23 protein-coding genes, 1 other RNA gene and 1 riboswitch are annotated in these 22,922 nt (G+C 57.4%); of the genes, 14 read left to right on the forward strand and 10 right to left on the reverse strand.

Translation table 11 applies throughout. The features are described from left to right. Position 1: 1 nt before the first annotated feature. A complete protein-coding gene (locus GOV91_RS14470; RefSeq protein WP_171236030.1) occupies positions 2 to 1,906 on the reverse strand; it encodes an extracellular solute-binding protein in 1,905 nt (634 codons plus the stop codon). Between the two features lie 170 nt (positions 1,907 to 2,076). After that, positions 2,077 to 2,589, reverse strand: a complete 513-nt coding sequence (locus tag GOV91_RS14475) for a cytochrome c family protein (protein ID WP_171180413.1) — start codon at positions 2,587 to 2,589, stop codon at positions 2,077 to 2,079. Positions 2,590 to 2,709: 120 nt separating this feature from the next. Here GOV91_RS14475 and GOV91_RS14480 point away from each other — a divergent pair, with 120 nt between their 5' ends. Then, positions 2,710 to 3,543 (forward strand): prephenate dehydratase, encoded by an 834-nt coding sequence (locus GOV91_RS14480; protein ID WP_171236031.1) that lies wholly within the window; start codon positions 2,710 to 2,712, stop codon positions 3,541 to 3,543. Positions 3,544 to 3,698: 155 nt separating this feature from the next. On the opposite strand, the gene GOV91_RS14485 is transcribed toward GOV91_RS14480, so the two are convergent. Both GOV91_RS14485 and nudC read right to left on the reverse strand, forming a co-directional pair. Beyond that, complete coding sequence (locus tag GOV91_RS14485) at positions 3,699 to 4,166, reverse strand: SRPBCC family protein (protein ID WP_171236032.1); 468 nt, start codon at positions 4,164 to 4,166, stop codon at positions 3,699 to 3,701. Between the two features lie 37 nt (positions 4,167 to 4,203). Next, positions 4,204 to 5,187, reverse strand: coding sequence for an NAD(+) diphosphatase (gene nudC, locus GOV91_RS14490; RefSeq protein WP_171236033.1), 984 nt, complete (start codon positions 5,185 to 5,187; stop codon positions 4,204 to 4,206). Between the two features lie 183 nt (positions 5,188 to 5,370). Between nudC and GOV91_RS14495 the strand changes: the two genes are divergently transcribed. The 3 genes from GOV91_RS14495 to rsgA all read left to right on the forward strand — a co-directional run bounded on the left by GOV91_RS14495 (position 5,371) and on the right by rsgA (position 8,564). After that, positions 5,371 to 7,239, forward strand: a complete 1,869-nt coding sequence (locus tag GOV91_RS14495; RefSeq protein ID WP_371732325.1) for a bifunctional 2',3'-cyclic-nucleotide 2'-phosphodiesterase/3'-nucleotidase — start codon at positions 5,371 to 5,373, stop codon at positions 7,237 to 7,239. A gap of 39 nt (positions 7,240 to 7,278) precedes the next feature. Beyond that, positions 7,279 to 7,377, forward strand: an RNA gene (ffs, locus tag GOV91_RS14500) — signal recognition particle sRNA small type. A 158-nt stretch (positions 7,378 to 7,535) separates the two neighbouring features. Then, the gene (rsgA, locus tag GOV91_RS14505; RefSeq protein WP_171236034.1) at positions 7,536 to 8,564 is read left to right on the forward strand and encodes a ribosome small subunit-dependent GTPase A; all 1,029 of its coding nucleotides are present in this window, start codon (positions 7,536 to 7,538) and stop codon (positions 8,562 to 8,564) included. Between the two features lie 36 nt (positions 8,565 to 8,600). On the opposite strand, the gene GOV91_RS14510 is transcribed toward rsgA, so the two are convergent. Then, entirely contained in the window at positions 8,601 to 9,458 is an 858-nt protein-coding gene (locus GOV91_RS14510; RefSeq protein WP_171180139.1) for a hypothetical protein, read from the reverse strand. A gap of 132 nt (positions 9,459 to 9,590) precedes the next feature. Next, a riboswitch (cobalamin riboswitch) is annotated at positions 9,591 to 9,813 on the forward strand. A 90-nt stretch (positions 9,814 to 9,903) separates the two neighbouring features. Between GOV91_RS14510 and GOV91_RS14515 the strand changes: the two genes are divergently transcribed. Next, complete coding sequence (locus GOV91_RS14515; RefSeq protein ID WP_171180140.1) at positions 9,904 to 10,311, forward strand: hypothetical protein; 408 nt, start codon at positions 9,904 to 9,906, stop codon at positions 10,309 to 10,311. 2 nt (positions 10,312 to 10,313) lie between these two features. On the opposite strand, the gene GOV91_RS14520 is transcribed toward GOV91_RS14515, so the two are convergent. Next, positions 10,314 to 10,814: a protein-tyrosine phosphatase family protein gene (locus GOV91_RS14520; RefSeq protein ID WP_171236035.1), complete on the reverse strand. Its 501-nt coding sequence runs from the start codon at positions 10,812 to 10,814 to the stop codon at positions 10,314 to 10,316. 172 nt (positions 10,815 to 10,986) lie between these two features. On the opposite strand from GOV91_RS14520, the gene GOV91_RS14525 reads away from it, so the two are divergent. The 4 genes from GOV91_RS14525 to recR all read left to right on the forward strand — a co-directional run bounded on the left by GOV91_RS14525 (position 10,987) and on the right by recR (position 14,803). Then, the gene (locus tag GOV91_RS14525; protein WP_171180144.1) at positions 10,987 to 12,750 is read left to right on the forward strand and encodes a DNA polymerase III subunit gamma/tau; all 1,764 of its coding nucleotides are present in this window, start codon (positions 10,987 to 10,989) and stop codon (positions 12,748 to 12,750) included. A gap of 87 nt (positions 12,751 to 12,837) precedes the next feature. Then, positions 12,838 to 13,707: a TauD/TfdA family dioxygenase gene (locus GOV91_RS14530; RefSeq protein WP_171236036.1), complete on the forward strand. Its 870-nt coding sequence runs from the start codon at positions 12,838 to 12,840 to the stop codon at positions 13,705 to 13,707. Between the two features lie 87 nt (positions 13,708 to 13,794). Continuing rightward, positions 13,795 to 14,148, forward strand: coding sequence for a YbaB/EbfC family nucleoid-associated protein (locus tag GOV91_RS14535; RefSeq protein WP_171236037.1), 354 nt, complete (start codon positions 13,795 to 13,797; stop codon positions 14,146 to 14,148). Between the two features lie 61 nt (positions 14,149 to 14,209). Then, on the forward strand, positions 14,210 to 14,803 hold the full coding sequence (gene recR / locus GOV91_RS14540) for a recombination mediator RecR (RefSeq protein WP_171180150.1): 594 nt from the start codon (positions 14,210 to 14,212) through the stop codon (positions 14,801 to 14,803). 69 nt (positions 14,804 to 14,872) lie between these two features. Here recR and GOV91_RS14545 read toward each other — a convergent pair whose 3' ends face one another. Continuing rightward, positions 14,873 to 15,370, reverse strand: a complete 498-nt coding sequence (locus tag GOV91_RS14545; RefSeq protein WP_171236038.1) for a lactoylglutathione lyase family protein — start codon at positions 15,368 to 15,370, stop codon at positions 14,873 to 14,875. A 206-nt stretch (positions 15,371 to 15,576) separates the two neighbouring features. On the opposite strand from GOV91_RS14545, the gene GOV91_RS14550 reads away from it, so the two are divergent. Beyond that, positions 15,577 to 16,065 carry a hypothetical protein gene (locus GOV91_RS14550; protein ID WP_171236039.1) on the forward strand — a complete coding sequence of 163 codons (489 nt, stop codon included), beginning with the start codon at positions 15,577 to 15,579 and terminating at the stop codon, positions 16,063 to 16,065. Here GOV91_RS14550 and GOV91_RS14555 read toward each other — a convergent pair. After that, positions 16,062 to 16,691, reverse strand: coding sequence for a ribonuclease T2 (locus GOV91_RS14555; RefSeq protein WP_171236040.1), 630 nt, complete (start codon positions 16,689 to 16,691; stop codon positions 16,062 to 16,064). The genes GOV91_RS14550 and GOV91_RS14555 overlap by 4 nt on opposite strands. Before the next feature lie 130 nt (positions 16,692 to 16,821). Between GOV91_RS14555 and GOV91_RS14560 the strand changes: the two genes are divergently transcribed. Continuing rightward, positions 16,822 to 17,583: a DUF1013 domain-containing protein gene (locus GOV91_RS14560; RefSeq protein WP_171236041.1), complete on the forward strand. Its 762-nt coding sequence runs from the start codon at positions 16,822 to 16,824 to the stop codon at positions 17,581 to 17,583. A gap of 51 nt (positions 17,584 to 17,634) precedes the next feature. Beyond that, positions 17,635 to 18,024 carry a hypothetical protein gene (locus GOV91_RS14565; protein WP_171236042.1) on the forward strand — a complete coding sequence of 130 codons (390 nt, stop codon included), beginning with the start codon at positions 17,635 to 17,637 and terminating at the stop codon, positions 18,022 to 18,024. Positions 18,025 to 18,080: 56 nt separating this feature from the next. Here GOV91_RS14565 and GOV91_RS14570 read toward each other — a convergent pair whose 3' ends face one another. Both GOV91_RS14570 and GOV91_RS14575 read right to left on the reverse strand, forming a co-directional pair. After that, on the reverse strand, positions 18,081 to 19,112 hold the full coding sequence (locus tag GOV91_RS14570; RefSeq protein ID WP_171236043.1) for a permease: 1,032 nt from the start codon (positions 19,110 to 19,112) through the stop codon (positions 18,081 to 18,083). Further along, positions 19,105 to 19,413, reverse strand: coding sequence for a helix-turn-helix transcriptional regulator (locus tag GOV91_RS14575; RefSeq protein WP_171180164.1), 309 nt, complete (start codon positions 19,411 to 19,413; stop codon positions 19,105 to 19,107). The genes GOV91_RS14570 and GOV91_RS14575 overlap by 8 nt, the downstream gene beginning before the upstream one ends. Positions 19,414 to 19,546: 133 nt before the next feature. Here GOV91_RS14575 and GOV91_RS14580 point away from each other — a divergent pair, with 133 nt between their 5' ends. Both GOV91_RS14580 and xsc read left to right on the forward strand, forming a co-directional pair. After that, positions 19,547 to 21,007: a PLP-dependent aminotransferase family protein gene (locus GOV91_RS14580; protein ID WP_171236044.1), complete on the forward strand. Its 1,461-nt coding sequence runs from the start codon at positions 19,547 to 19,549 to the stop codon at positions 21,005 to 21,007. A 123-nt stretch (positions 21,008 to 21,130) separates the two neighbouring features. Next, entirely contained in the window at positions 21,131 to 22,906 is a 1,776-nt protein-coding gene (gene xsc, locus GOV91_RS14585) for a sulfoacetaldehyde acetyltransferase (RefSeq protein ID WP_171236045.1), read from the forward strand. Positions 22,907 to 22,922 lie beyond the last annotated feature (16 nt).

The following is a 22,922-nucleotide window of genomic DNA, read 5'->3' on the forward strand; positions in this document are numbered from 1 at the left end:
GTTATCGCAGTGCGCCTTTCGCTTTCAACGCAGCCTCTTTTTCCGGATTGATCCACCACAAATCCAGATGACCCAACGAATAGGGCGGCAGGTTTTCGGGGTATTCGTACATATCGTAATATGCCGTCCAGTAGTCAGCGATGAATCCCACAGGGACCACGAAGAACTCATAACGCAAGGCGCGATCAAGCGCAGTAAGTGCCGTGTCCTGATCTGCCTGATTGTCGGTTTCAAAAGACGCTTCAATGATTGCGTCAACCAGGGGGCTAGCCAATCCGGCGGGGTTAAAGAGGCTGAATGCAGCTTCTTCCGATCCGTACATCTGGCTTAACCCACCCCCAGTGGACAGGAATGACCCGTAACGTGTGGAATAGACCATATCGTAGTCCCTCTCGCGGCTGCGAAGGGTGTACTGCGCCGGGTCGACCTTTTCAGCTGAAGCGTCGACACCAATAGACTGCAAGTTCTGAACATAGGTTTCGATCATGGTTGCTGTCGATGTCGGCAGGTTTGAAGGATAGGGAATATTCACCTTCAATGTCTGCCCTTCCGCATTGCGCCGCACATTGCCATCACCAACAGGCCAACCGGCCTCGTCCAGTATTTTCGCTGCTTTGCGAAGATTTCTCCGATCGTTCAGACGCGCAGGATTTGACTCGTGGGCCAAGACAGCAGGCTCTGTCAGAAAGTCTCCGGGCACAACGTCACCCAAAGCTTGCAAAAACGCCAGCTCATCACCTTCAGGCAGACCTTTTGCCTCAAGCGGGGTGCCTTGAATGAAGGAATTGCGTGGCGCATTCAGCCCGAACAGCAAAGACTCGTTTGCCCATTCGAAATTAAAGGCTAAGGCAAGGGCTTTGCGGACGTCCTTGTCAGCAAACTGCGGTTTTCCCAGATTGAAAACAAAACCCGATGGGGTCGGCGGACTACCATCCACGATCTCATCGCGAACCACCACGCCTTCGCTCAGCTTCGGGAAATCATACCCCGTCGCCCAAAGCTTGGGGTCGCTTTCGATACGCAGCGTGTACTCACCGGCTTTGAAACCTTCGAACGCCGCGGTCTGATCAGCAAAGTACTCGACGCGGATTGTGTCGAAGTTGTTCCTGCCAACATTAAACGGCAGATCCTTGCCCCAATAATCATCACGGCGCTTGTAAACGATCCGACGATTGATGTCGTAGCTGTCAAGCTTATACGGACCTGATCCAACCGCTACTTCCAGGCGAGGCTCATCCAGGCGCCTAGACTCATCCGCTTCGAACCACGCTTTTGAAAATACGGGGGTCGAGCCTACTGTTTCGATCAGGCTACGGCGTGTGACTTCGGGGTTAAACGAGAACTTAACCGTATGTTCATCCAGCGCTTCGGCCCCCGTCACCATGCGACCTACGGCCTGCGCGTAAGAGGGCAGACCCTGTTCGATGAACAGGCGGTGGCTATAGACGACATCTTCCGCCGTCACCGGCGTTCCATCCCAAAAGGTTGCTTCGGGTCGCAGGTGAAAGATGACGTAGTTCCGCCCTTCGTCATACTCCAGACTTTCTGCCAAAACTCCGTAATACTGCCCGACACTGTCATCCGCACTTTCAAACAAGCGGTCATATTGCAGCGTCGTCAAAGCGCCAGCGCGCCCCTTGCGGGAATAGGGATTGAGAGAATCGAACGTGCCCGAGGCAGCCAAAGAAAGCTCACCACCTTTAGGAGCATCCGGGTTCACATAGTTCAGGTGAGCGTAATCAGCGGGATAATCCAGATTGCCGAAATATGAGTAGCCATGACTGCTTGTAACACCATCGTCCAAAGCCTGCACGATTTGCGGAGTGATCAAAGCCGTGCACAGCCCCAATATGCCAGCCCAAGGCCGTATCTTAAGATCACGTGCAGCGGGCATCAGGGATATCATGTGGCTTGTCCTCTGGGTCATTGTCATCATCAATGTCGTAACCGCTAGCTAAAGTGCCAACGCTGACAGATTCAAGTTTAGAATGCGTGAGCGCTTTGTGAAGTTTCCTTCAGACAAAAAAAGCCGCTGCATGGGGCAGCGGCTTTGGAAAGCTTTGATCTGACTGGCAATCAGTTGCCGATTGTCTGCAGATAGGCAATCACGTCTGCGCGATCCTGCGGCTTTTTCAGACCCGCAAAGCTCATCGATGTGCCCGAGATGTAGGCGCTTGGGCGTTCCAGGAAGGCATCCAGCGCCTCAGGCGTCCAGTTGCCGCCGTGGGCCTGCATGCTGGCCGAGTAACCTGTAAAGCCCTTGGCCGATGCAACAGGGCGGTCCACAACAGCGTACAGGTATGGGCCCGTTCCGTTTGCGCCGTCTTCCAGCTTGTGGCACGCGGTGCACTTGCGGAAAACCTTGGCACCTTTCTCAACGTCAGCGGCGGCCAGCAGGTCTTCGAAGACCACTTCTTCACCGTCGGCGCTTTCGCCCGAGCTTTCGGTTTCGATAATGTAGGCGGCCTCAGCGTGGCCATGGCCACCGGAAGAATAGAGGACATCCGCCCCCCATTTGGCCAGAAGCAGCACCAGGAAAGTGCCGAACAGGCCTGCAGCGGCCTTGGTAACTGTCATCGTGTCGAACATTGATCGCGAGTCCATTTCAGCTGTCTGGGCTGCTGTCTAAGGCTTCCCCTTACGAGAGGCAAGGTATAGACACCGCGACGAAACGACCAAATCGCGAACTTGTTGCATGGAATCGACCAAATGACCAATCGCATCGCATTTCAAGGTGAACCGGGTGCCTATAGTCACGAGGCGTGCCGCAACGCGCGGCCCGATATGGAGGCCCTGCCCTGCCGTACTTTCGAAGATGTGATCGAATCGGTTCGTTCCGGCGCGGCCGATCTGGCGATGCTTCCGGTCGAAAACACAACCTACGGACGGGTCGCCGATATTCACCGGCTGTTGCCTCATAGCGGCTTGCATATCATCGACGAGGCATTTGTGCGGGTACATATCAACTTGTTGGGCGTCCCCGGCGCAAAACTGGAAGATATCACCGAGGCACATTCTCATCTGGTGCTGCTGCCGCAATGCGCGGGGTTCCTGAAAAAGCACGACATTCGCGGGCGTGTCAGCCCCGACAACGCCCGCGCGGCACGCGAAGTGGCTGAGGTGGGCGACCTCCACTCTGCAGCGCTGGCCAGCGAATTGGCTGGTGAGATCTACAACCTGAATGTGCTGGCCCGCCACATCGAGGACAGTGACGACAACACGACCCGTTTCCTTGTGATGTCCCGCCAGTTCGATCTGACACGTCGCGGCGAACATGGCATGATCACCAGCTTTGTGTTTCAGGTCCGCAATATCCCGGCGGCGCTTTACAAGGCGATGGGCGGCTTTGCTACCAACGGGATCAACATGACCAAGCTGGAAAGCTATATGGTCGACGGATCCTTCACCGCGACACAGTTCTATGCAGATATCGTCGGGCATCCCGACGACCGGAATGTGCAACTGGCCATGGACGAGTTAGAGCATTTCACGACCAACGTTGAAATCCTGGGCGTTTACCCAGCCGCGCAACCGCGCGGATAGGTAACAATTCCTTCGATTGGGCAAATTCGGATTGGCGCAGGTTGCTGCGCTTAGCCTCCTTGCAAGCGATCATCACGCTAGTGCGTGTGGCCGTTCAACTCGACAACCTGCCTCATCTGCTCAATCGCACTATGTAACGGCGCTACAGCGTTTTGTTATGCGCCATGCAGATGGCGCTGCTCCAACTCGCGTGCAAATTCACTCAGCCGGGATTGCAGCTGTTTGCGAAACCGGGATTGGCCCAACTTTACAGACTGCAACAACAGGCGTGCAGGCAAGGTTTTGGCCGCCAGTGACATCTCGAGGCTCAGGCGCGTTCTGCGCGGTGACAGGGCCAGAAAATCCACACTTGTCAGGCCGGTCATGCCCTTGCTGTTGGCCTCGAAACGCATTTGCGAAGGCCGGTCGTAGCCCGCCATGGTCACCGACATCTGGCGCAACTTGCCGCGCAGCTTGAACTCTGTCTGCCATTCAGTTCCCGCTGCAAAGATCGCCTCGGCATCTGAGCGCCTTACGTCGATCCCCCGGCGCATGGCCATGCGTTCGAACCGCTCGAAATCCGACACCATGTCGAATACCGCGTTGATTGGGGCTTCGATATCCTCACGGGCTGAAAACTGCATGATACCCTTCGATGTTTATGGCCGCGCCAATATTTCGTCAGTCCAACGTATCCGCAAGCCAGTTCTCAAGAAGAAAATGTGCGATTGCACCTTTGCGAGCGGGCAACAGACTTGGATGGTCCCCGGCAAAGGCCTGCATCATCTCGGATTTGCTCACCCACATCGCCTCTTCGATCTCGACGGGATCAATAGCGATGTCACACGATAGTGCCTCACCCGCGCAGCCGAACATCAACGAAGCCGGGAATGGCCAGGGCTGGCTGGACAGATAGGATACTTCCCCGACCGGCACGCCCGCCTCTTCCATTACCTCGCGGCGTACGGCAGCCTCCAGAGTTTCTCCGGGCTCAACAAAGCCGGCCAGCAACGAAAACATTCCCTCGGGCCAACCCGGAGACCGCCCCATCAGCACATTCTCCCCATATGTGATCAACATGATCACAACAGGGTCGGTACGTGGGAAGTGTTGCCCGCCACATGATGGACAACTGCGTTGCCAACCGCCTTGCGACATCTCACTGGCTGCACCGCAAAGCGCGCAAAATCGATGCGTTTCGTGCCAGCCGATCACTGCCTTAGCCGTCGCGGCCAGTTCCGCATCCCGCGCCGGCAATCGCGTCATGATCCGGCGCAACTCGGCAAACACATACCCATCTGGCAAATCCGGGTGCTGCTGCTCAGATTTGTCTACGAACTCCCCTAGTCCGGTCAGGTCCAGACCTTCTGCCGTCCAGGCCGAGATATCCACGGCAAACAAAGGCGCATCTTCGGCGGTCAAACCCAAAAAGACCGGGGCCTCAACTACCCCTTTGGGGCCATCGCTGACCAACGGATGCGTCATCGGCAGCAAAGCAAGCTGATCCAGCCCGTCACCTTCAACCAGAACTTTGCCGCGCCACACCATCATGCATTGCGTGGCCGGGTTGTTTGTCGCTTCTTCCAGAAGTTCAGCGCTCCCGCGAATATGGGCCGCCCGATCCAGGCCCGAGCCGCCAAACGTCACCTGCTCTGCGTGTTTCATTGGGTTTCCTTTTGGTTCGGGGCACAGGGCTGTCATGTCACAGCCTGCGTTGCAATGGCAATTCAATCCTTTGCGCTACACATCGCCGCCGTCGAAAAGCCGCATGGCGGCCTCGGAAAAATCATTTAAGTTACGCTCTATGCTATTTAATCAATAACCCTTTTCAAAAGCAGACTATCCAAAGTGAAGCAAAACCCATTGACGCAGGTGCGCCCCGCGAAAAACTACGGGCGTGTCCGCATTCTGGCAACGACTGACCTGCATATGCACCTGACAGGTTTTGACTATTACACAGACACCCAGGACCCGACGCTTGGGTTAACGCGCACCGCCAGCCTGATCCGAAACGCCCGTCAACAAGCCCATGACGCGTTGGTCCTTTTGGTGGACAACGGCGACTCTATTCAGGGTACACCTCTGGGCGAATGGGCTGTCCGTAACGACACACCGCATCCGATGATGCAGGCGTTCGCGGCGCTTGGTTACGACGCCATCGGCCTTGGAAACCATGATTTTGGCTTTGGGCTGTCAACCTTGGACGACATCCTCGCACAAGCGCCATGCCCGGTTTTGTGCAGCAACTTGCTTCGCTCGGGCGGCAATCAGATCTGGCAGAGCCATGCAATCCTGGACCGAATCGTATCTGTGAACGGCACCGAGACACCCATTCGCATCGGCCTTATTTCTGGTCTTCCCCCCCAGACCGTCCGCTGGGAAGAACATCACCTGAACGGAGAGGTAACAGCCAGCGGTATCTTCTCAACCGCGCGCGACCTGACTGGGCTTCTGCGCAATCAAGGGTGTGATCTGATAGTGATGTTGGCCCATTCAGGCCTGGGTCCGGCGGATGCTTCTGAAGGCATGGAAAACGCCGTCATCCCCCTGGCAGCTATAGATGGAATCGACGCAATTGTCGCCGGGCACACTCACTTGACCTTTCCAGGCGGCGGCCACGGCGACGCCTCGTATCTCGATCAGGAAAAAGGGTTGATACATGAAACACCGGTTGTCATGGCCGGTTCCGCGGGGTCGTATCTTGGCGTAATCGATCTGGTTGTTACACCTCGGCCAGATGCCGGGTTCAGCGTTACGGATTGCCACGTTGAACTGCACCCTGTCTGTGAAAATGGCGCTGAGGTCGATGAAGACGATGACTTGGTGCGCCTTGTTGCCAATGCCCATCGTCAAACCCGTCGCGCAGTGGCCAAACCTGTGGCGCACGTGGCTGACACCATGCACAGCTATTTCAGCTTCTGCGCACCAGATCGCGGGCTGGCCCTGGTTGCCGCGGCACAGGCTGCAGCTCTGCGTCCTTTCCTGCATGGATCCGCCCCGGGCGAATTACCGCTTTTGTCAGTCGTGGCTCCCGGTAAAAGCGGCGGCCGCGCAGGCCCCAGGCACTTTACGGATGTTCCGGCAGGAGAAATATGCCTGCGCCATGTTGCGGATCTGTATCCGTTTCCCAACGAACTGCGTGCCATCCAGATCAGCGGCGCAGATGTGCTGGACTGGCTTGAAATGTCGGCAAGCATGTTCAACCAGCTTGCCTGTGATGTCGAAACGGATCTGATCAACCCCAAACGCGCCGGGTACAATTTCGACGTCATCTTTGGCCTGACCTATAAAATTGATCCGTCGCAACCAGCGCGCTTCAACGCCGAGGGGCGCATGATCGATCCTGCTAACAGACGGATTCGCGACCTGAAATACGCAGGCCAGCCGGTTCTTCCTGAACAGAGATTAGTGCTGGCCAGCAACAATTACCGCGTCAGCGGTGGTGGGCATTTCCCCGCCGCTTCCACGGCCCAACGCATCAATCTGCCGTCGCTGGACATCAAGGATTTGGTGCGGGATTACCTGTCCGATCGCCTTCCGCCTGATCCAATCGCGCAGCAACCTTATCCTTTTGTGCTGGCACCCCAAACAGGTACACAATCCGTGCTTCGAACCGGTCCGGGTGCGTTAAAACACATTAACGAATTGCGCCCGTTCAAAGCCAGACTGCTGGAATCAGATTCCAATGGGTTCGAACGTATTCGCCTGACATTCTGACGGGTTGTCTTTTGCCCACACCTTCCCTATATCCAGACTCGAGAGGTTGGCGCGGGCGAGCGCCTCGCCAACCTGGTCAGGTCCGGAAGGAAGCAGCCACAACGAGCCCCGCTTGGGTCGATGTCCAACCTCTCACTTCATGAACCTTAGCCACAGGAGGGCTTTATGATTGTAACAAAAACCCTTCGGGCAGCGCGGTTCTGATCTCACACTACTTGCTGACTGCCTGAACACATGACCCGGGGATGCGCGATCGCCATCCGTTGGGATTGCTGTTTCTGACAACAGGCAGACCAATGAATTCTTCACTTTCGGACCTTGGATGGTCCTCTCACTTTGCCGCGCAACACGCGGCTCATCCTTCGTGCACGCCTTTTCGCATCGCTTCCGTTCATAGGGACCGCCTGATCGGGCTGAATCCGCAGGGCGAATCTCCATTGCTGACCCTTGATCAATCGACCGGCAGCTATGCCGTCGGAGACTGGGTTCTCACGGACGACGACAATCGCGTGCAACATCTACTCGACCGGCGCAGCCTGTTGCACCGGCGCGCCGCCGGTACAGGCGCTGCGACGCAACTGATCGCTGCCAATGTCGATGTGCTGTTCATCGTCAGTTCGTGCAACGCTGATTTCAACCTGCCCCGGCTAGAGCGTTATCTGGCACTTGCACATCAGGCAGGATGTTACCCGGTTGTTGTCCTGACAAAGGCTGACCAATCGGATGACCCCAATCGTTTCTCGGAACAGGTGCAGGCTCTGGACCCGTTTCTGACAGTTCTGGCGATCAACGCGCTAGACCTAACGGAATTGGAAAAGGTCTTATCCTGGTGCCCCAAAGGCCAGACCGGAGCACTGGTTGGGTCGTCAGGCGTTGGCAAGACGACATTGTCCAACGGCTTGACCGATCAGGATTTGGCGACGTCAGGTATTCGCGAGAACGACGCTCGCGGTCGGCACACAACCACGGCGCGCGCGTTACACCGGATGCGCAACGGCGGCTGGCTGATTGATACGCCTGGAATGCGCGCATTGCGTCTGCTTGAAGCTCAGGACGGTATCGACGAGGTGTTCTCGGACCTCGCCGAACTTGGCCTGAACTGCCGTTTTTCAGATTGTCAGCACGAATCCGAACCAGGCTGTGCTGTACAGCGGGCGATCAAACAAGGCGTGCTTGACCCTGCCCGCTTGGATCGATGGCGAAAGCTTCGGCGCGAAGATCAGCGCAACTCGGAAACCGTCGCCCAATCCCGGGCACGGGACAAAGCGTTCGGTAAGATGGTGCGGGGTGTCATGAAGGATCGAAAACTGCATAAAGGGCGTTAAGCAAAAAATACTCGGTAATTCAAAAGTCGAGCCTGATCACGCGATCAGGCTCGGCCAAACTGCCGCATTACGCCGAGCAAAAGCTCCGATATGGCCAATCTCTGACAATCCGAAGTCATCAGACCTAAGCAGGTGCCGCTTAGCCTCGGCGCCATAAAGGTCGGCAAGCCGCCAGACAGCTTCGGGCGGGACCATCTGGTCGTCCTCGAAAGTGAACAAATCCACGGGTCTACCGGAGCCGTCCCAACGCGCCTCAGGAAGGTTTTGTCCGATTTCAGGTACATAATTCAAAGGAGCCGTGCACCATTCGCGCCATTGCCAGTAGACCGAGCCCGGCAAGTCCGCACCAAACCCGATCGCATTTCCCGGCAGATAGCCAAGTGCTTTGACCAGTACCGGTGCGTGTCCATACCAGAAAACACCGGCCAATCCACGGTAAGGCCATGGGTGATCACTGAGGGTTACGAGCCCCGAACACACGCAAATCATCCGATCGATTTGGTCGATGTCGGGCTGAACAGGCCCCAGCATCGCACCAACGGAATGACCAATGGTCCATTGCTGCGCATCAGGATAACGCCTGCGCATTTCCGCCCGCGCCGCTGGCATGTCGATCAAAGCCCAATCCGCCATTGTTGCACGCGCATCCTTCATACGGCCGGTCAGAGAATGCCCGAAATCCCGGTAGTCATAGGTCAGACACGCCATACCCCGCTCGGCCGCTAGCCACTGTGCGAAGTGGCGATAATAGTCGCGCGGCACACCCGTTGCACTATTCAGCACAACCACGGTTTCAGGCTCTGACAGCGGTCGGTACAACCGTGCTGCAAGGGTCGTGGACCCGGATGGGAAAAGGAAATCTTCAGCCAACACCGTCTGCTCTGCGTCCAACATGATCCCTGACCCTGCACTGAAAAACTGAATTGCTTGGCTTCAATATTTTAAACACTAAAGAGGAACGTTCCCCCCATCCAGCATGACCACACGTCGGGGTAAAAGATCAGCTTGACTCGGAACCGGATCAGACGCTAGCGATTGTGTGATGGTTCCTGTCCCCCACAAGGGGTCGGGATGAAAAGGGAACACGGTGCGGTTCAGTCTGGTCATCCGGGCGCAAACCAAATCCGCGACTGCCCCCGCAACTGTAAGCGGTGAGCGATGCCAAAACACCACTGGCCCCTAGGGCTGGGAAGGTCGGCAAAGCCATGACCCGCAAGTCAGGAGACCTGCCATCGGAACTGAAACCGAAACTCGGGCGGGGTGTCCGGGCAGGTCCTGACAGCACGTTGCCGTCCCACCTGACCCAACTCTCCTGCCCACCACGCGCGGAGGGCGCAGGATGATCTGGAAGACGAAGACGCATGAATACAGTGCAACGGTGTGTCAGCGGACGGGCAAAACCTGCCCTGCCCTGGCGCGGCTGGCACGCTCAATTTCCGAGGCGATGAAGCAGGCCACAGCCGCCACAAGCGACGGGTTCGAGTTTGAAGGTGGCAGTGAATTGTCACATTGCACGCAAGGATGCCACGCAACTTTCCGAGCGCAATCAGACAGAATTCGCATCTTTTGCGATACACAGCCTGAAGCAGAGCCGCAGGACCTGAACGCTTACGCCGATCTGATCTTTGGAAACACGTTCAGCGCCTTGCCATCCGGCATCATTACAGACCCACCCTGCGCGATGATCGAGGTTGCAAAGCTGCGGCCTCGCAAACCCGTGCACGCGCCTGAACAGATTTCGGCCTAAGACTATACGACTTGAGCCTGAAAATTCTGTGCTGCCCAGGCCAACTGGGCATCAGTTTCCACGGCACAGGGCCGCAGGGCTCGCAAACGCTCCAGTGCTTTGTCTGGCTGTTCGCCGCATTCGATCATCAGCCGCAGGACAACCATTCCAGACCTGCCGCAGCCGCCCCGACAGTGCACCAGCACCCGCCCTCCGCCCGTCAAAGCGTGCCGGGCGGCAGCGCTGATCGAGGGCCACGCCTCTTCAACTGCAGGCGTAGGGGCGCCAAAGTCTTCGATCGGCAGATGCACCCACCGGCTGGCGCGGCCTTGAATATCGCTGCCGAATTCCTGCGCCCCGTTTTGGAGCATCTCGACGTCCGTTGTCATTGAAACAACCAGCCCCGGCTTCCATGCGGCAATCGTATCCAGATCCCTTTCATAATCCCCGCCCCGTCCGGGCATCGATGTCAGGGCAAGTGTACCCCCCGCGACTTGCAGGGCATAGATAACCAGTTGCGACATGAACCAGTGTCCTCCACCAAGAACTCTTAACGAAAATGCACCATAAATTTTGTTGGACCAGCTTAGTGCGAATCCGGTCAGAATCTAAATCAAAAATCATCGCGCCTCGCGGTGGACGCGGAAGGCAGCGGCCACTACGCTGAGCCGAAGCACCGAATCCGACCGAGAAAACATGACCGACACGCCCAGCCCCGCCTATCAGGTTCTCGCCCGCAAATATCGCCCGGAAACCTTTGCCGATCTGGTGGGTCAGGATGCCATGGTGCGCACCCTGAAAAACGCGTTCGAAGCGGACCGAATTGCGCAGGCTTTCATCATGACCGGCATTCGCGGCACCGGAAAAACCACCACCGCACGGATCATCGCCAAGGGTATGAACTGTATCGGGCCCGACGGTAATGGCGGCCCGACGACCGAACCTTGCGGCCAATGCGAACACTGCGTGGCGATCATGGAAGGCCGCCACGTCGATGTGATGGAGATGGACGCCGCCAGCCGAACTGGCGTGAACGATATTCGCGAGATTATCGACAGTGTCCGCTATCGCGCCGCCAGCGCGCGTTACAAGATATACATCATCGATGAGGTCCACATGCTCTCGACCAGCGCTTTCAACGCGCTGCTCAAGACGCTTGAGGAACCGCCCGAGCATGTGAAGTTCATCTTTGCAACCACTGAAATCCGCAAGGTGCCGGTCACAGTTCTGTCCCGCTGCCAGCGCTTTGACCTGCGCCGGATCGAACCCGAGGATATGATCGGCCTTCTGCAAAAGATCGCGTCAGCGGAAGGCGCTGAGATCGCAGAAGATGCGCTGGCGCTGATCACGCGCTCCGCGGAAGGGTCTGCAAGGGATGCAACCTCGCTGCTGGACCAGGCGATATCGCACGGGGCGGGTGAAACCACTGCCGAACAGGTTCGCGCAATGCTGGGCCTTGCGGACCGTGGCCGCGTTCTGGACCTCATGGACATGATCCTGCGGGGCGACGCCGCAGGCGCACTGACAGAACTCAGCGGCCAATACGCAGAAGGTGCTGACCCATTGGCTGTCTTGCGCGATCTGGCTGAGATCACACATTGGGTGTCCGTCGTGAAGATCACGCCAGACGCCGCCGAAGACCCAACCGTTTCTCCGGACGAACGGAGCCGTGGCCAGCACATGGCAGAGGCCCTGCCGATGCGCGTTCTGACCCGGATGTGGCAGATGTTGCTGAAAGCGCTCGAAGAAGTCTCGGCCGCGCCCAATGCCATGATGGCCGCTGAGATGGCCGTTATCCGCCTGACCCATGTTGCTGATCTGCCCAGCCCTGAAGAACTGGTCAAACGGCTGCAGGACGCCCCGCCGCCTCCGGCAGGTGGACCTAGCGGCGGCACCTTGATGTCTCGGCAGGGTGCAACACCCGCGCAGGCCAGCGCCACCCCCGCATCCACATACGCCTCGGCCCCACGTGGTTCAAGCGGCGCGCCGGTTGCCGCATTGGCACAGGATGCTCAGACGGCCCTGGCCCGGTACCCGACCTTTGAGCACGTGGTCGAACTGATCCGCGCCAACCGCGACGTGAAGCTTCTGGTTGAAGTGGAAAACGGCGTGCGACTTGTGTCTTATCAGCCCGGTCGGATCGAGTTCACCCCAGCCACGAATGCACCGACAGACCTTGCGCCCCGGCTGGGCTCTGCCCTGCAACGCTGGACCGGAAACCGGTGGGCTGTCTCGATCGTCTCGAACGGGGATACGCCGACAATTGCCGAAGTGCGAGATGAGGCCGAGCTGGCCTTGAAGGCCGAAGCTGAAAAGCATCCTCTGGTTCAGGCGGTGCTGGCGCAATTCCCCAAGGCAAAGATCACAAAGATCGAGACGCCGGAACAACGCGCCGCCCAGGTCGAGACCGAAGCGCTTCCTGAAGTTGAAGATGAGTGGGACCCGTTCGAAGAAGACTGACCCGAAAGCGCTCGATCCCGTGTCGCAAACGAAGCAGATCGACCCTTCAAACAGGTACACCCTTCCATGATGTCAGGGAGGGATTTCATGCGAACATCACCACTGCACCCACGTTTCGGATTGGTCGTTCACGACCTAGATTTGCGCGACGTTACCAAACAGCGTTACTTTCCGGAAATCCGGCGCGCATTCGAAACCCGCTCTGTGCTTTTGTTTCCGGCCCAATCGATATCTGATGCGGACCACATTCGCCTTGCCGAACTTTTTGGGCCATTGGAAAACCGTAAAGCCATGGCAGCGGGTCGCGATGTTGAGTTTCAGCTTCCCGAACTGACAAACAAAACCAAGGATGGGCTGCGTGCGAAAGACGATCTGCGCCTGTTGGATTTGCAGGCCAACATGTTGTGGCACACAGACAGCACGTTCCTGCCGACGCCGGCGCTGATCAATATTCTGACGGCAAAAGTCGTCCCGCCATCCGGCGGCGAAACCGAGATCGCATCGACCCGCGCCGCTTGGGCGGATATGCCAGATCGTCTGAAATCCGTTCTTAGGGACGCCATCATCTGGCACCGGTTGTCGCATTCCCGTTCAAAAATTTCAGCCGACCTCGCTGCGCTGCCAAAAATGACGCGATGGCCAGATCGCCCATGGCGCGCGATTTGGCCGAACCCGGTAACCGGAGAAGAAGCCCTGTTCATCGCCTCGCACGCTTTTGCCATCGAAGGCATGGGGCATGAAGAAAGTCAGTCCCTACTGGACGAAGCCATCGCGTTTTGCACGCAGCCCGAATACCTCTATTCGCACCAATGGTCCGTCGGCGATGTATTGATCTGGGACGAGCGCGCAACGATGCATCGCGGCCGTCCCTGGGACTACGACCATCCAAGAACCCTGAAATCGATCTGCTGCTCGGTTACCGAGACAGACGGCTTGCACGACGTCCGCGTGGTTTGAAAGACCTCTCCGACCGGCGGGACAACCCTTGTGCCGCGCTTCGACGGGCCGTATCTAGAGACCAAACAGAGACACAGGAGAATACCTATGCTGAAAGGACTCGGCGGGCTTGGCGGTCTGGGCGACATGGCCAAGATGATGAAATCCGCGCAGGACTTGCAAACAAAAATGACCGAAATGCAGGAAGAGCTGAACAACATGATGGTTGTCGGTGAATCCGGGGCTGGTCTGGTCAAGGCGACGGCGACCGCCAAAGGCGAGCTCAAAGGTCTGGACATCGACCCGTCGATTTTCAACGGTGACGACAAGGAAGTGGTCGAAGACCTGATTTTGGCTGCCATCAAGGACGCGCAGACCAAAGCGACTGAGCGCTCGCAGGCCGAGATGGCAAAACTGACCGAGAGCATGGGTCTGCCCGCAGACATCAAGCTTCCGTTCTAAGCTTCACCTTTTCAAAAACACTCCCGCCGGAGGCTCCCTCCGGCGAAAAGCAGGACAGACCGTGAGTTCGAACAGCGACATCGATAACCTGATCGACCTGATGGCCAAACTGCCCGGCCTTGGCCCCCGCTCGGCCCGCCGCGCGGTGCTACACCTGATCCGAAAACGCGCCCTGCTGCTGACGCCCCTTTCAGACGCGATGCAGCAGGTCGCAATCACCGCTCGGGAATGCCTGAATTGCGGCAATGTGGGCACCACCGATATCTGTGACATCTGCAACAGCGAGGACCGCGCAACCGGAGAGCTGTGCGTCGTCGAAGACGTGGCCGACCTCTGGGCGATGGAACGCGCTGGCGTGTTCAAGGGCCGCTATCACGTTCTGGGCGGCACGCTGTCGGCGCTGGACGGAGTTGGCCCGGACGAATTGCGCATCCCGCGCCTGAAGGATCGGGTTCTGGCCGAAGGGATCACAGAGGTTATCCTTGCGCTCAACGCTACCGTCGATGGCCAAACCACAGCCCACTACATCGCCGATCAGTTGGAGGGGCAGGTCCGCCTGACCTCACTGGCTCAGGGCGTGCCGATTGGCGGAGAGCTGGATTATCTGGATGACGGGACAATCACGGCCGCGTTGCGGGCACGCAAGGAAATTTAAGCTCCCTGATTGGTCAGGGAGAACACTGCGCCATAGCCCCGACGCTTAACCGATACGTGACCAAGTGCGTCAGGTGTAAGCACCAGACGAGTAGGTCAGCTCATACGAGTGGCTGTAGAGTTCGAATACGATGCCAAAAGGATCTTCAACATAGACCATGCGGTATGGCTTTTCTCCGGGATAATAGTGCCGGATCGGCATCCGCTGTTTTCCACCGGCTTTCACAATCTTTTCGACCAGGCCTTCGACGTCAGGGTCCTGAATGCAAAAGTGAAACGTTCCATTTCTGCGGAAATCGATGTTGTTTTCGGGCGCGTAATTCCCGTCAAACTCGAAGAGTTCAATTCCAATCCGGTCCGCTGTCGCGAGATGTGCGATACGCAGTTTCTTCCAGTTCGGGCCGAAAACATCGGTGCACATGACGCCAATGTCTGTGTCATCCTCGACCACGTCCGTAGGCGGCATGATGACATAAAACCCCAAAACCTCGGAATAGAACTTTACGGCTTCGTCCACGTTTGGAACAGACAACCCGATATGTGAAAAAGTCCTCGGAAACTGAGACATAGAATGCTCCTTAAACTGCTGAGTCGTAAAACTATTGGTCAGCGATCGGTTTTCAAGTTGCTTCCCAAGCCATCATAGCAGGGTTCACCCTTGCGCATGGATCAAGACCCGGAGTCAAAAAGGTCGCTAAAAAGCAAAAGGGCCTTTGCCTTCCGTGCGCGCGTAGTAGAATGCCTCAGACTTGATCCCTTTGATTGGAATACGTTATGACCCGCCTTCTCGCCCTCACCTTCGCCACCTTCACTGCAACCACCGCCCTGTCGCAGGAACTTGTCGACAAGGGCTTCGTCGAAGGCTGGAACATCATGATGGACCCAGCACTTGGCAATGGCTGTCTGATCCAGACGGTGTATCAGGATCTCTCGGTGGTCAGGTTGGGCTACGACGCATTGGGCAATCGCGGGTATTTCGCAGTCTACAACAAGGCGTGGGGCGACATTAAACAGGGTGAGAGCTATCCGATCCGCTTTGATCTGGACGGCAAAAGCTATGATGCCACGGCCATCGGGTTCAACGAGCGCGACGTGCCGGGCGCAACCGTGTTTTTCACCGACAGAAGCTTCGTCAACGCAATCGCCCAGAACAAGACAATGACCGTCTACAATCCGGCTGGTGAGGTCGTCATGGCCATCGATCTCAAAGGCACCGCCAAAGCACTGGACTATGCCCGCGATTGTCAGAACAAAAAGCTTTAACGAATCGGATCGAACAGAGCGTCCTTTGCGGTGCAGTCGCGGATCACGTCACGGCCACAAGGCACGGGATCAAGGTCGCGCGACAGGCACAGGCGGACCTCTTCGATATAGCCTTGCTTGCACGTGACCGTGATCATGTCGCGCTCTAGTTCGGGATTGGCCTTCAGAAACGCTTCTTCGACCACTTCGGCGGGTAACTTCACGGATGCGTCCAGCTTACGGAAGACCTCCGGGCGCTCAACCGCGTCATAGGTACTCCGGGACAGCGCGAAATAATCGGCTGCCGACAGCCCGGAACAGGTGCCGTGTTTCTTCCACTGGTGCCAGGCCAAGCCTGCACTGCCCTGAATATCTTCCATTTCGCGTGTCATACGTCGGGTTGGCGGTGCTTCCGGCGTTCTGCAATACGACGGCCAGCCTTGGTGAAATTGCGGCCAAAGGCCATGCAGAATCCAGCCATGATCATGACGCGCATCGCACTGATCAGACCCACGCGCATCACCTTCGCGGGCACACCAGTTGGGCGACCAGCTGAGCGACAGAACATAGTACTCGAAGTCTCCGGCCTTTTCGCCTTCGGCCAGCGCGGCAACCGCGCTGAAGACCCACAATACGAACCAGCGCATTCGCCTCTTCCCTTCTTGCACATGCGGGACTATATACGGCCCAAGTTCCCCGACAACGGAAACCTGCCCCAAATCCCCGGGGCCGCCGCATTCCGGCGACGGGACAGATGTATGTATAGGAGACGGGCTGATGGCAAAACCGCTTATGGCCAAGGCAACCGCCGTATGGCTGGTGGACAACACCACGATCAGCTTCAAGCAGATCGCGGATTTCGTAGGAATGCACGAGTTGGAAGTGCAGGGCATCGCTGATGGTGATGTCGCTGCTGGCGTTAAGGGCTTTGACCCGATCGCCAACAACCAGCTGACCCAGGATGAGATCGACGCGGCGCAGAACAACCCGCTTCACAAGCTGAAGCTCAAGTTCAATCCTTCGGCCGCTGGCGAAGAAAAACGCCGTGGTCCGCGTTACACCCCGTTGTCCAAGCGTCAGGACCGCCCGAACTCGATCCTGTGGCTGGTCAAGTTCCACCCCGAACTCAGCGATGGCCAGATTGCCAAGTTGGTGGGCACCACCAAACCGACAATCCAGTCGATCCGCGAGCGTACCCACTGGAACATCACCAACATGCAGCCTATCGACCCGGTTGCTCTGGGCCTTTGCAAACAATCCGAGCTGGACACAGCCGTTCAGAAAGCAGCCGCCAAGAAAGCAGCCGAAGGCGGTGTGATGAGCGATGATGAGCGTCGCAAACTGGTCTCGACCGAACAGTCTCTGGAAATGGATGCCGCGCCGAAGATTCCGACAGCCATTGAAGGGCTCGAAACCTTCTCGCTGTCCGACGAGCCAGCAGAAGAAAAAGACGAAGAGCCGGTCATCGATGCCGACAGCTTCTTCAACCTTCCCAAAGGTGGGGCGGATGAAGAAGACGAAGATGATCTTCGCCCATAATCCAAAATCAGCCCTGGCCGTCACGGCTGGGGCTTTTTTAACGGACTAGCCATGCTAAACGTTTTATCCGCTGTTTTTGGCCCGCATCGCGCCGTCTCGATTTATGCCTTCCTCAAAACCTGGGGTCTTGGTTTGGCTGGCGGTGTTGTCATGATCGCTATTGTCACGTTCCTGTTTCTGCTGGGCGACGAAGGTGAACACGAGCACGAAGCCTTCCTGACAGTACCGGTTTTGACTGCGACTGCGGTGAACGGAGATCTTAAGAACGGAGTTATCGCCTCGGTTCGGTTGCCGGATGGATCTGCTACGTCAATCACGTCGACCGAAGGGCAAATTTCCCAAACCGTGGGCACAACGGCTTGTATCGAGAAACGCGTATATGTCGAAAGTGGCGAGGCCCGGTATCGGTTCAAACTGCCACACCTGTGCGAAGACAACTGATGGGTTGAACCCGTCTAATAAAGCCGCCCGGCACTCACGCCGGGCGGCTTTTGTATTTATACCATCTGAAAGATGATACCTGCGAAAATCGCACCACCCACACCAAGACTCAGGTAGGTCGCAAACACGCGGGGTTTGACCAGCGACCACACAGCGGCCATCGCCGGGATCGAGCTGACGGCACCAGCAACCATAAACGACATGGCCGCCCCTGCTGTCATTCCTTGCTCCATCAAACCGGCCAGCAGTGGCGGTGCGACGTACGAGTTCAGATAGGCCGGCATTCCCACCAAAGCGGCGACAACGATGGGCAGCACACCTTCCCCACCAACCGCGCCAGCGATGAGGTCGGCAGGCACGTAGTTGACCAACAGCGCTTCGAGCACATAGGCCAGAGCCAGCCATTTCAACAGGAACAAGCCGTTGTGCGCGAATTCCGAGCGGAACCGAACGCGTCGCTCGGGCTCCTGCCAGAATTTCCAGACTGGCTTGTCATCCAGTTTTGGACCGCATCCGCAGCATCCAGCCGGTTTGTATTCGCGCAGAGGCTGGGCAAATGCACCCTGGCGCATCAGCAGCCGCACCGCGAACCCACCAAACAGGCCCAAAGCAACGGCCGCGACGGCTTTGCCAATGGCAAAGGGCCATCCCAATGCACCAGCGGTAATCAAAAGCGTCGGCGGGTCGATCAAGGGCGAGCTGAGCCAGAACGCCATAACCGCTGACAACGGCGCCCCAAGGGCCAGAAGACCCGCGATAAATGGAATGACCTCACAAGAACAGAAGGGCGCCAGCCCACCAAACAGTGCAGCCAGAAAGATCATCCGGGTCTCGCGCCCCTCAAAGGCGCGCGCCACCATCACTTCCGCACCGGTCGCCTTCAGGTATGACAAGAGCAACACGGCAAACAGGATGTATTGCCCTGTATGCGCCAAAGCCTTGGCGGCAAACGTTATGACTTCGCGCAGATTACTTGGATCCAGGACCGCCACAGCCGCAAGAATTGCAACGATCAATGCCCACGGCGTCTTGATCAGTTCAATCACGCCCTTGGCAGTCACTTTGGGGTTTTGTGTTAATTCAGCCATCGTTCGCAGCCTCTCCAACCGCGTCGGCGCAACATTCGCTTAGAATGAACTGCGCAAGGTTTCTCAATTCATCGTAACTGGCCCGGTTGATCGTGGTACGCCCGATCTTTTCCTGTTCAACCACACCACCGGCCGCGAGAAACCGCAGATGATGGGCCAAGGTCGACGGGGCGATACCCGTCCTGCTCTGTATTTCACCAACCGTCAAACCGGCCTCGCCAGCCCGTACCAGGGTCTTGAGGACCTTCAGCCGGGCCTCCGAACCCATGGCGGAAAATCCGGCAGCTGCTGCTTCCCACATGCGGCACCTCCATTAAACTAGATTTCTGGTTTTTTAGTTTAAATAAATCCTCTAGTCAACCCAGGCCCGGAAAATACGTCGCGCCCATGTAAGTCCAGATTGCACACCCCTTAGGTCCACCCTATAAGCAAGCATGGGGATTTCGGTCGATACATTCTTTCTTGAACTCAACGGTCAGGGCACGCTGCAGGCTCAGATCCAACAGATGATTGCCGAAGGCATCTTGTCGGGACGCTTTCACGTAGGAGAAAAGCTACCCTCCTCGCGTAAACTGGCCGCCCACCTTGGCGTCAGTCGAATCACGGTGACACTGGCCTATACAGAATTGCTGGCGAATGATTACCTGACCGCTAAGGGACGATCCGGATACTACGTTTCGCATAACGCGCCTGTCCCACCTAAATACTCTCCTGTCCAGCGCGGCACAGAATCCGTTGACTGGGACAAAGCACTGGCGCGTCGTTTTCTGGACCGCAACGTACTGCCAAAACCCAGCGACTGGCGCGAGTACCGCTATCCGTTCATTTACGGACAGGCTGACCGGACTTTGTTTGATCACGCCAACTGGCGCTTGTGCGCCGTGCGCGCGTTGGGACACAAGGACTTCGATTCGCTGACCGGTGATTACGTGGATCAGGATGACCCTCTTCTGGTCGAGTTCATCGCCCGCCACACCCTTCCCAGGCGCGGCATTACCGCCCGCCCCGAAGAAATACTGATCACGTTGGGCGCGCAGAACGCGCTCTGGCTGGCGTCGCGTATCTTGCTGACTCACAATCGTTCCGCCGTGATTGAAGACCCCTGCTACTACGCGCTCCGGAGTCTACTGAACCATTGGGACTGCGCGGTTACGCCCTTGAGTGTCGATCAAAACGGGCTTCCGCCTGAGGCGATCCCTGACGACGCCGATGTCATCTTTACGACTCCCAGCCATCAAAGCCCGACCACCGCGACAATGCCAATCGAGCGCCGCAACCAACTGCTGGATCGAGCCCACGAACTGGATGCGATGGTTGTCGAGGATGACTACGAGTTTGAAATGGCTTTTCGAGGTGCGCCGTCCCCAGCACTCAAATCCATGGATCGGGATGGGCGCGTGATTTATGTCGGCAGTTTTTCCAAGTCGCTGTTCCCCGGTTTGCGACTTGGATATATGGTCGGCTCTGAACCTTTTATCCGTGAAGCACGTGCACTTCGGTCATTGGTCCTGCGTCACCCGCCTGGTCACATACAGCGTACTGCAGCATATTTCCTATCACTGGGTCACTACGACGCGCAGATCCGGCGCATGTCCAAAGCTTTGCAAGAGCGGCGTACGGCAATGAACTCAGCCATAGAAGAAAGCGGGCTGACCGTGGCCGGACGTGGCGTGATTGGCGGGTCCTCAATGTGGATGTCAGCACCCGAACAAGTAAACACGACCCAACTTGCATTAAAGCTGCAATCCCAAGGCGTTCATATTGAACCAGGCGCACCATTTTTCTCCGGGCGGAACAGACCTCAGAACTTCTACCGCCTCGGTTACTCCTCGATCTCGACCGAGCGCATCGCGCCGGGCGTTAAACTGATCGCAGACGCCATTCGGACTGCCTAAGCGGCATCTGGACCTAATCTGGCTTTCGTTTTGGCCCTAACGCCAGTCGCGGCCATACGCCAAAACCTTATCAAACCCCGGGCAATCTGCCCGGTTTCACCCACTTGTTTGGAGAGCACTCACATGAAGATGACGACCGAAGAAGCCTTTGTTAAGGTTCTGCAGATGCACGGGATCGAACATGCGTTCGGTATCATTGGCTCGGCAATGATGCCGATTTCGGATCTGTTCCCGAAAGCTGGAATCAACTTCTGGGATTGCGCCCACGAAGGTTCGGGCGGCATGATGGCAGACGGCTACACCCGCGCCACTGGCAAAATGTCGATGATGATCGCGCAGAACGGCCCTGGCATCACCAACTTTGTCACCGCTGTTAAGACCGCCTACTGGAACCACACTCCGGTTCTGCTGGTCACTCCGCAGGCAGCCAACAAGACCATCGGTCAAGGCGGCTTCCAGGAGATGGAGCAGATGCGCATGTTCGCAGACTGTGTTGCTTACCAGGAAGAAGTGCGTGACCCCTCGCGCGTTGCCGAAGTTCTGAACCGCGTGATCATGAACGCCAAGCGCGCCAGCGCACCGGCGCAGCTGAACATCCCGCGTGACATGTGGACCCAGGTTGTCGACATTGAGCTGCCCAAGATCGTGGAATTCGAACGTCCCGCAGGCGGTGAAGAAGCGGTTGCGGCAGCTGCAGAAATGCTTTCGAACGCCAAGAACCCGGTCATCCTGAACGGTGCCGGTGTTGTTCTGGCCGAGGGTGGCATCGAAGCGTCGAAAGCCCTGGCCGAGCGTCTGGACGCCCCGGTCTGCGTTGGCTACCAGCACAACGACGCCTTCCCCGGCAACCACCCGCTGTTTGCTGGCCCGCTGGGCTATAACGGCTCGAAAGCCGGTATGGAGCTGATCTCGGAAGCGGACGTTGTTCTGGCTCTGGGAACGCGTCTGAACCCGTTCTCGACCCTGCCCGGCTACGGCATCAACTATTGGCCGGCAGACGCGAAGATCATTCAGGTCGACATCAACCCTGACCGTATCGGCCTCACCAAAGACGTCAGCGTCGGCATCATCGGTGACGCAGCCAAAGTGGCCACCGGCATCCTGTCTCGCCTGAGCGAAACTGCAGGTGACGAAGGCCGTCAAGAGCGTAAGGACCGTATCGCCCAGAAGAAATCCGCATGGGCACAGGAACTGACCTCGATGACCCACGAAGACGACGATCCGGGCACCACCTGGAACGAGCGTGCACGTGCTGCCAAGCCTGACTGGATGAGCCCCCGCATGGCATGGCGCGCAATCCAGGCCGCGCTGCCGAAAGAGGCGATCATCTCGTCCGACATCGGCAACAACTGCGCCATCGGCAACGCCTACCCGTCCTTCGAAGAAGGCCGCAAGTACCTGGCCCCTGGCCTGTTCGGCCCCTGTGGCTACGGTCTGCCTGCCATCGTTGGCGCGAAAATCGGCCAGCCAGACGTTCCTGTTGTCGGCTTTGCTGGTGACGGTGCATTCGGTATCGCCGTGAACGAACTGACCGCCATTGGCCGTTCGGAATGGCCCGCCGTGACTCAGATCGTTTTCCGCAACTACCAGTGGGGTGCGGAAAAGCGGAACTCGACCCTGTGGTTCGATGACAACTTCGTCGGCACCGAGCTGGACACTCAGGTTTCCTATGCCGGTATCGCCAAGGCCTGTGGACTGAAAGGCGTTGTCGCTCGCACTCAGGAAGAGCTGACCGATGCGCTGAACCAGGCGATTGAAGACCAGAAAAACGGCATCACCACTCTGATCGAAGCTCTGATCAACCAAGAACTGGGTGAGCCCTTCCGCCGTGACGCGATGAAAAAGCCTGTAGCTGTTGCCGGTATCGACGCCGACGACATGCGCGAGCAAGCCGTCTAAGCAGAACAGGAGCCAG

This window comes from Ruegeria sp. HKCCA6837, from assembly GCF_013034475.1.
Classification (GTDB): Bacteria; Pseudomonadota; Alphaproteobacteria; order Rhodobacterales; family Rhodobacteraceae; genus Ruegeria.

What these genes read in the sequence shown, in the direction of transcription:
- GOV91_RS14575 (WP_171180164.1), bottom strand. Translation starts at nt 19,413, where the DNA reads ATGTGGGAAGCAGCAGCTGCCGGATTTTCCGCCATGGGTTCGGAGGCC.
- GOV91_RS14535 (WP_171236037.1), top strand. Translation starts at nt 13,795, where the DNA reads ATGCTGAAAGGACTCGGCGGGCTTGGCGGTCTGGGCGACATGGCCAAG.
- GOV91_RS14515 (WP_171180140.1), top strand. Translation starts at nt 9,904, where the DNA reads ATGATCTGGAAGACGAAGACGCATGAATACAGTGCAACGGTGTGTCAG.
- GOV91_RS14545 (WP_171236038.1), bottom strand. Translation starts at nt 15,370, where the DNA reads ATGTCTCAGTTTCCGAGGACTTTTTCACATATCGGGTTGTCTGTTCCA.
- GOV91_RS14485 (WP_171236032.1), bottom strand. Translation starts at nt 4,166, where the DNA reads ATGCAGTTTTCAGCCCGTGAGGATATCGAAGCCCCAATCAACGCGGTA.
- GOV91_RS14525 (WP_171180144.1), top strand. Translation starts at nt 10,987, where the DNA reads ATGACCGACACGCCCAGCCCCGCCTATCAGGTTCTCGCCCGCAAATAT.
- rsgA (WP_171236034.1), top strand. Translation starts at nt 7,536, where the DNA reads ATGAATTCTTCACTTTCGGACCTTGGATGGTCCTCTCACTTTGCCGCG.
- GOV91_RS14565 (WP_171236042.1), top strand. Translation starts at nt 17,635, where the DNA reads ATGCTAAACGTTTTATCCGCTGTTTTTGGCCCGCATCGCGCCGTCTCG.
- GOV91_RS14560 (WP_171236041.1), top strand. Translation starts at nt 16,822, where the DNA reads ATGGCAAAACCGCTTATGGCCAAGGCAACCGCCGTATGGCTGGTGGAC.
- GOV91_RS14470 (WP_171236030.1), bottom strand. Translation starts at nt 1,906, where the DNA reads ATGATATCCCTGATGCCCGCTGCACGTGATCTTAAGATACGGCCTTGG.
- GOV91_RS14580 (WP_171236044.1), top strand. Translation starts at nt 19,547, where the DNA reads ATGGGGATTTCGGTCGATACATTCTTTCTTGAACTCAACGGTCAGGGC.
- GOV91_RS14480 (WP_171236031.1), top strand. Translation starts at nt 2,710, where the DNA reads ATGACCAATCGCATCGCATTTCAAGGTGAACCGGGTGCCTATAGTCAC.
- GOV91_RS14530 (WP_171236036.1), top strand. Translation starts at nt 12,838, where the DNA reads ATGCGAACATCACCACTGCACCCACGTTTCGGATTGGTCGTTCACGAC.
- GOV91_RS14550 (WP_171236039.1), top strand. Translation starts at nt 15,577, where the DNA reads ATGACCCGCCTTCTCGCCCTCACCTTCGCCACCTTCACTGCAACCACC.
- GOV91_RS14475 (WP_171180413.1), bottom strand. Translation starts at nt 2,589, where the DNA reads ATGTTCGACACGATGACAGTTACCAAGGCCGCTGCAGGCCTGTTCGGC.
- GOV91_RS14555 (WP_171236040.1), bottom strand. Translation starts at nt 16,691, where the DNA reads ATGCGCTGGTTCGTATTGTGGGTCTTCAGCGCGGTTGCCGCGCTGGCC.
- nudC (WP_171236033.1), bottom strand. Translation starts at nt 5,187, where the DNA reads ATGAAACACGCAGAGCAGGTGACGTTTGGCGGCTCGGGCCTGGATCGG.
- xsc (WP_171236045.1), top strand. Translation starts at nt 21,131, where the DNA reads ATGAAGATGACGACCGAAGAAGCCTTTGTTAAGGTTCTGCAGATGCAC.
- GOV91_RS14570 (WP_171236043.1), bottom strand. Translation starts at nt 19,112, where the DNA reads ATGGCTGAATTAACACAAAACCCCAAAGTGACTGCCAAGGGCGTGATT.
- GOV91_RS14510 (WP_171180139.1), bottom strand. Translation starts at nt 9,458, where the DNA reads ATGTTGGACGCAGAGCAGACGGTGTTGGCTGAAGATTTCCTTTTCCCA.
- GOV91_RS14520 (WP_171236035.1), bottom strand. Translation starts at nt 10,814, where the DNA reads ATGTCGCAACTGGTTATCTATGCCCTGCAAGTCGCGGGGGGTACACTT.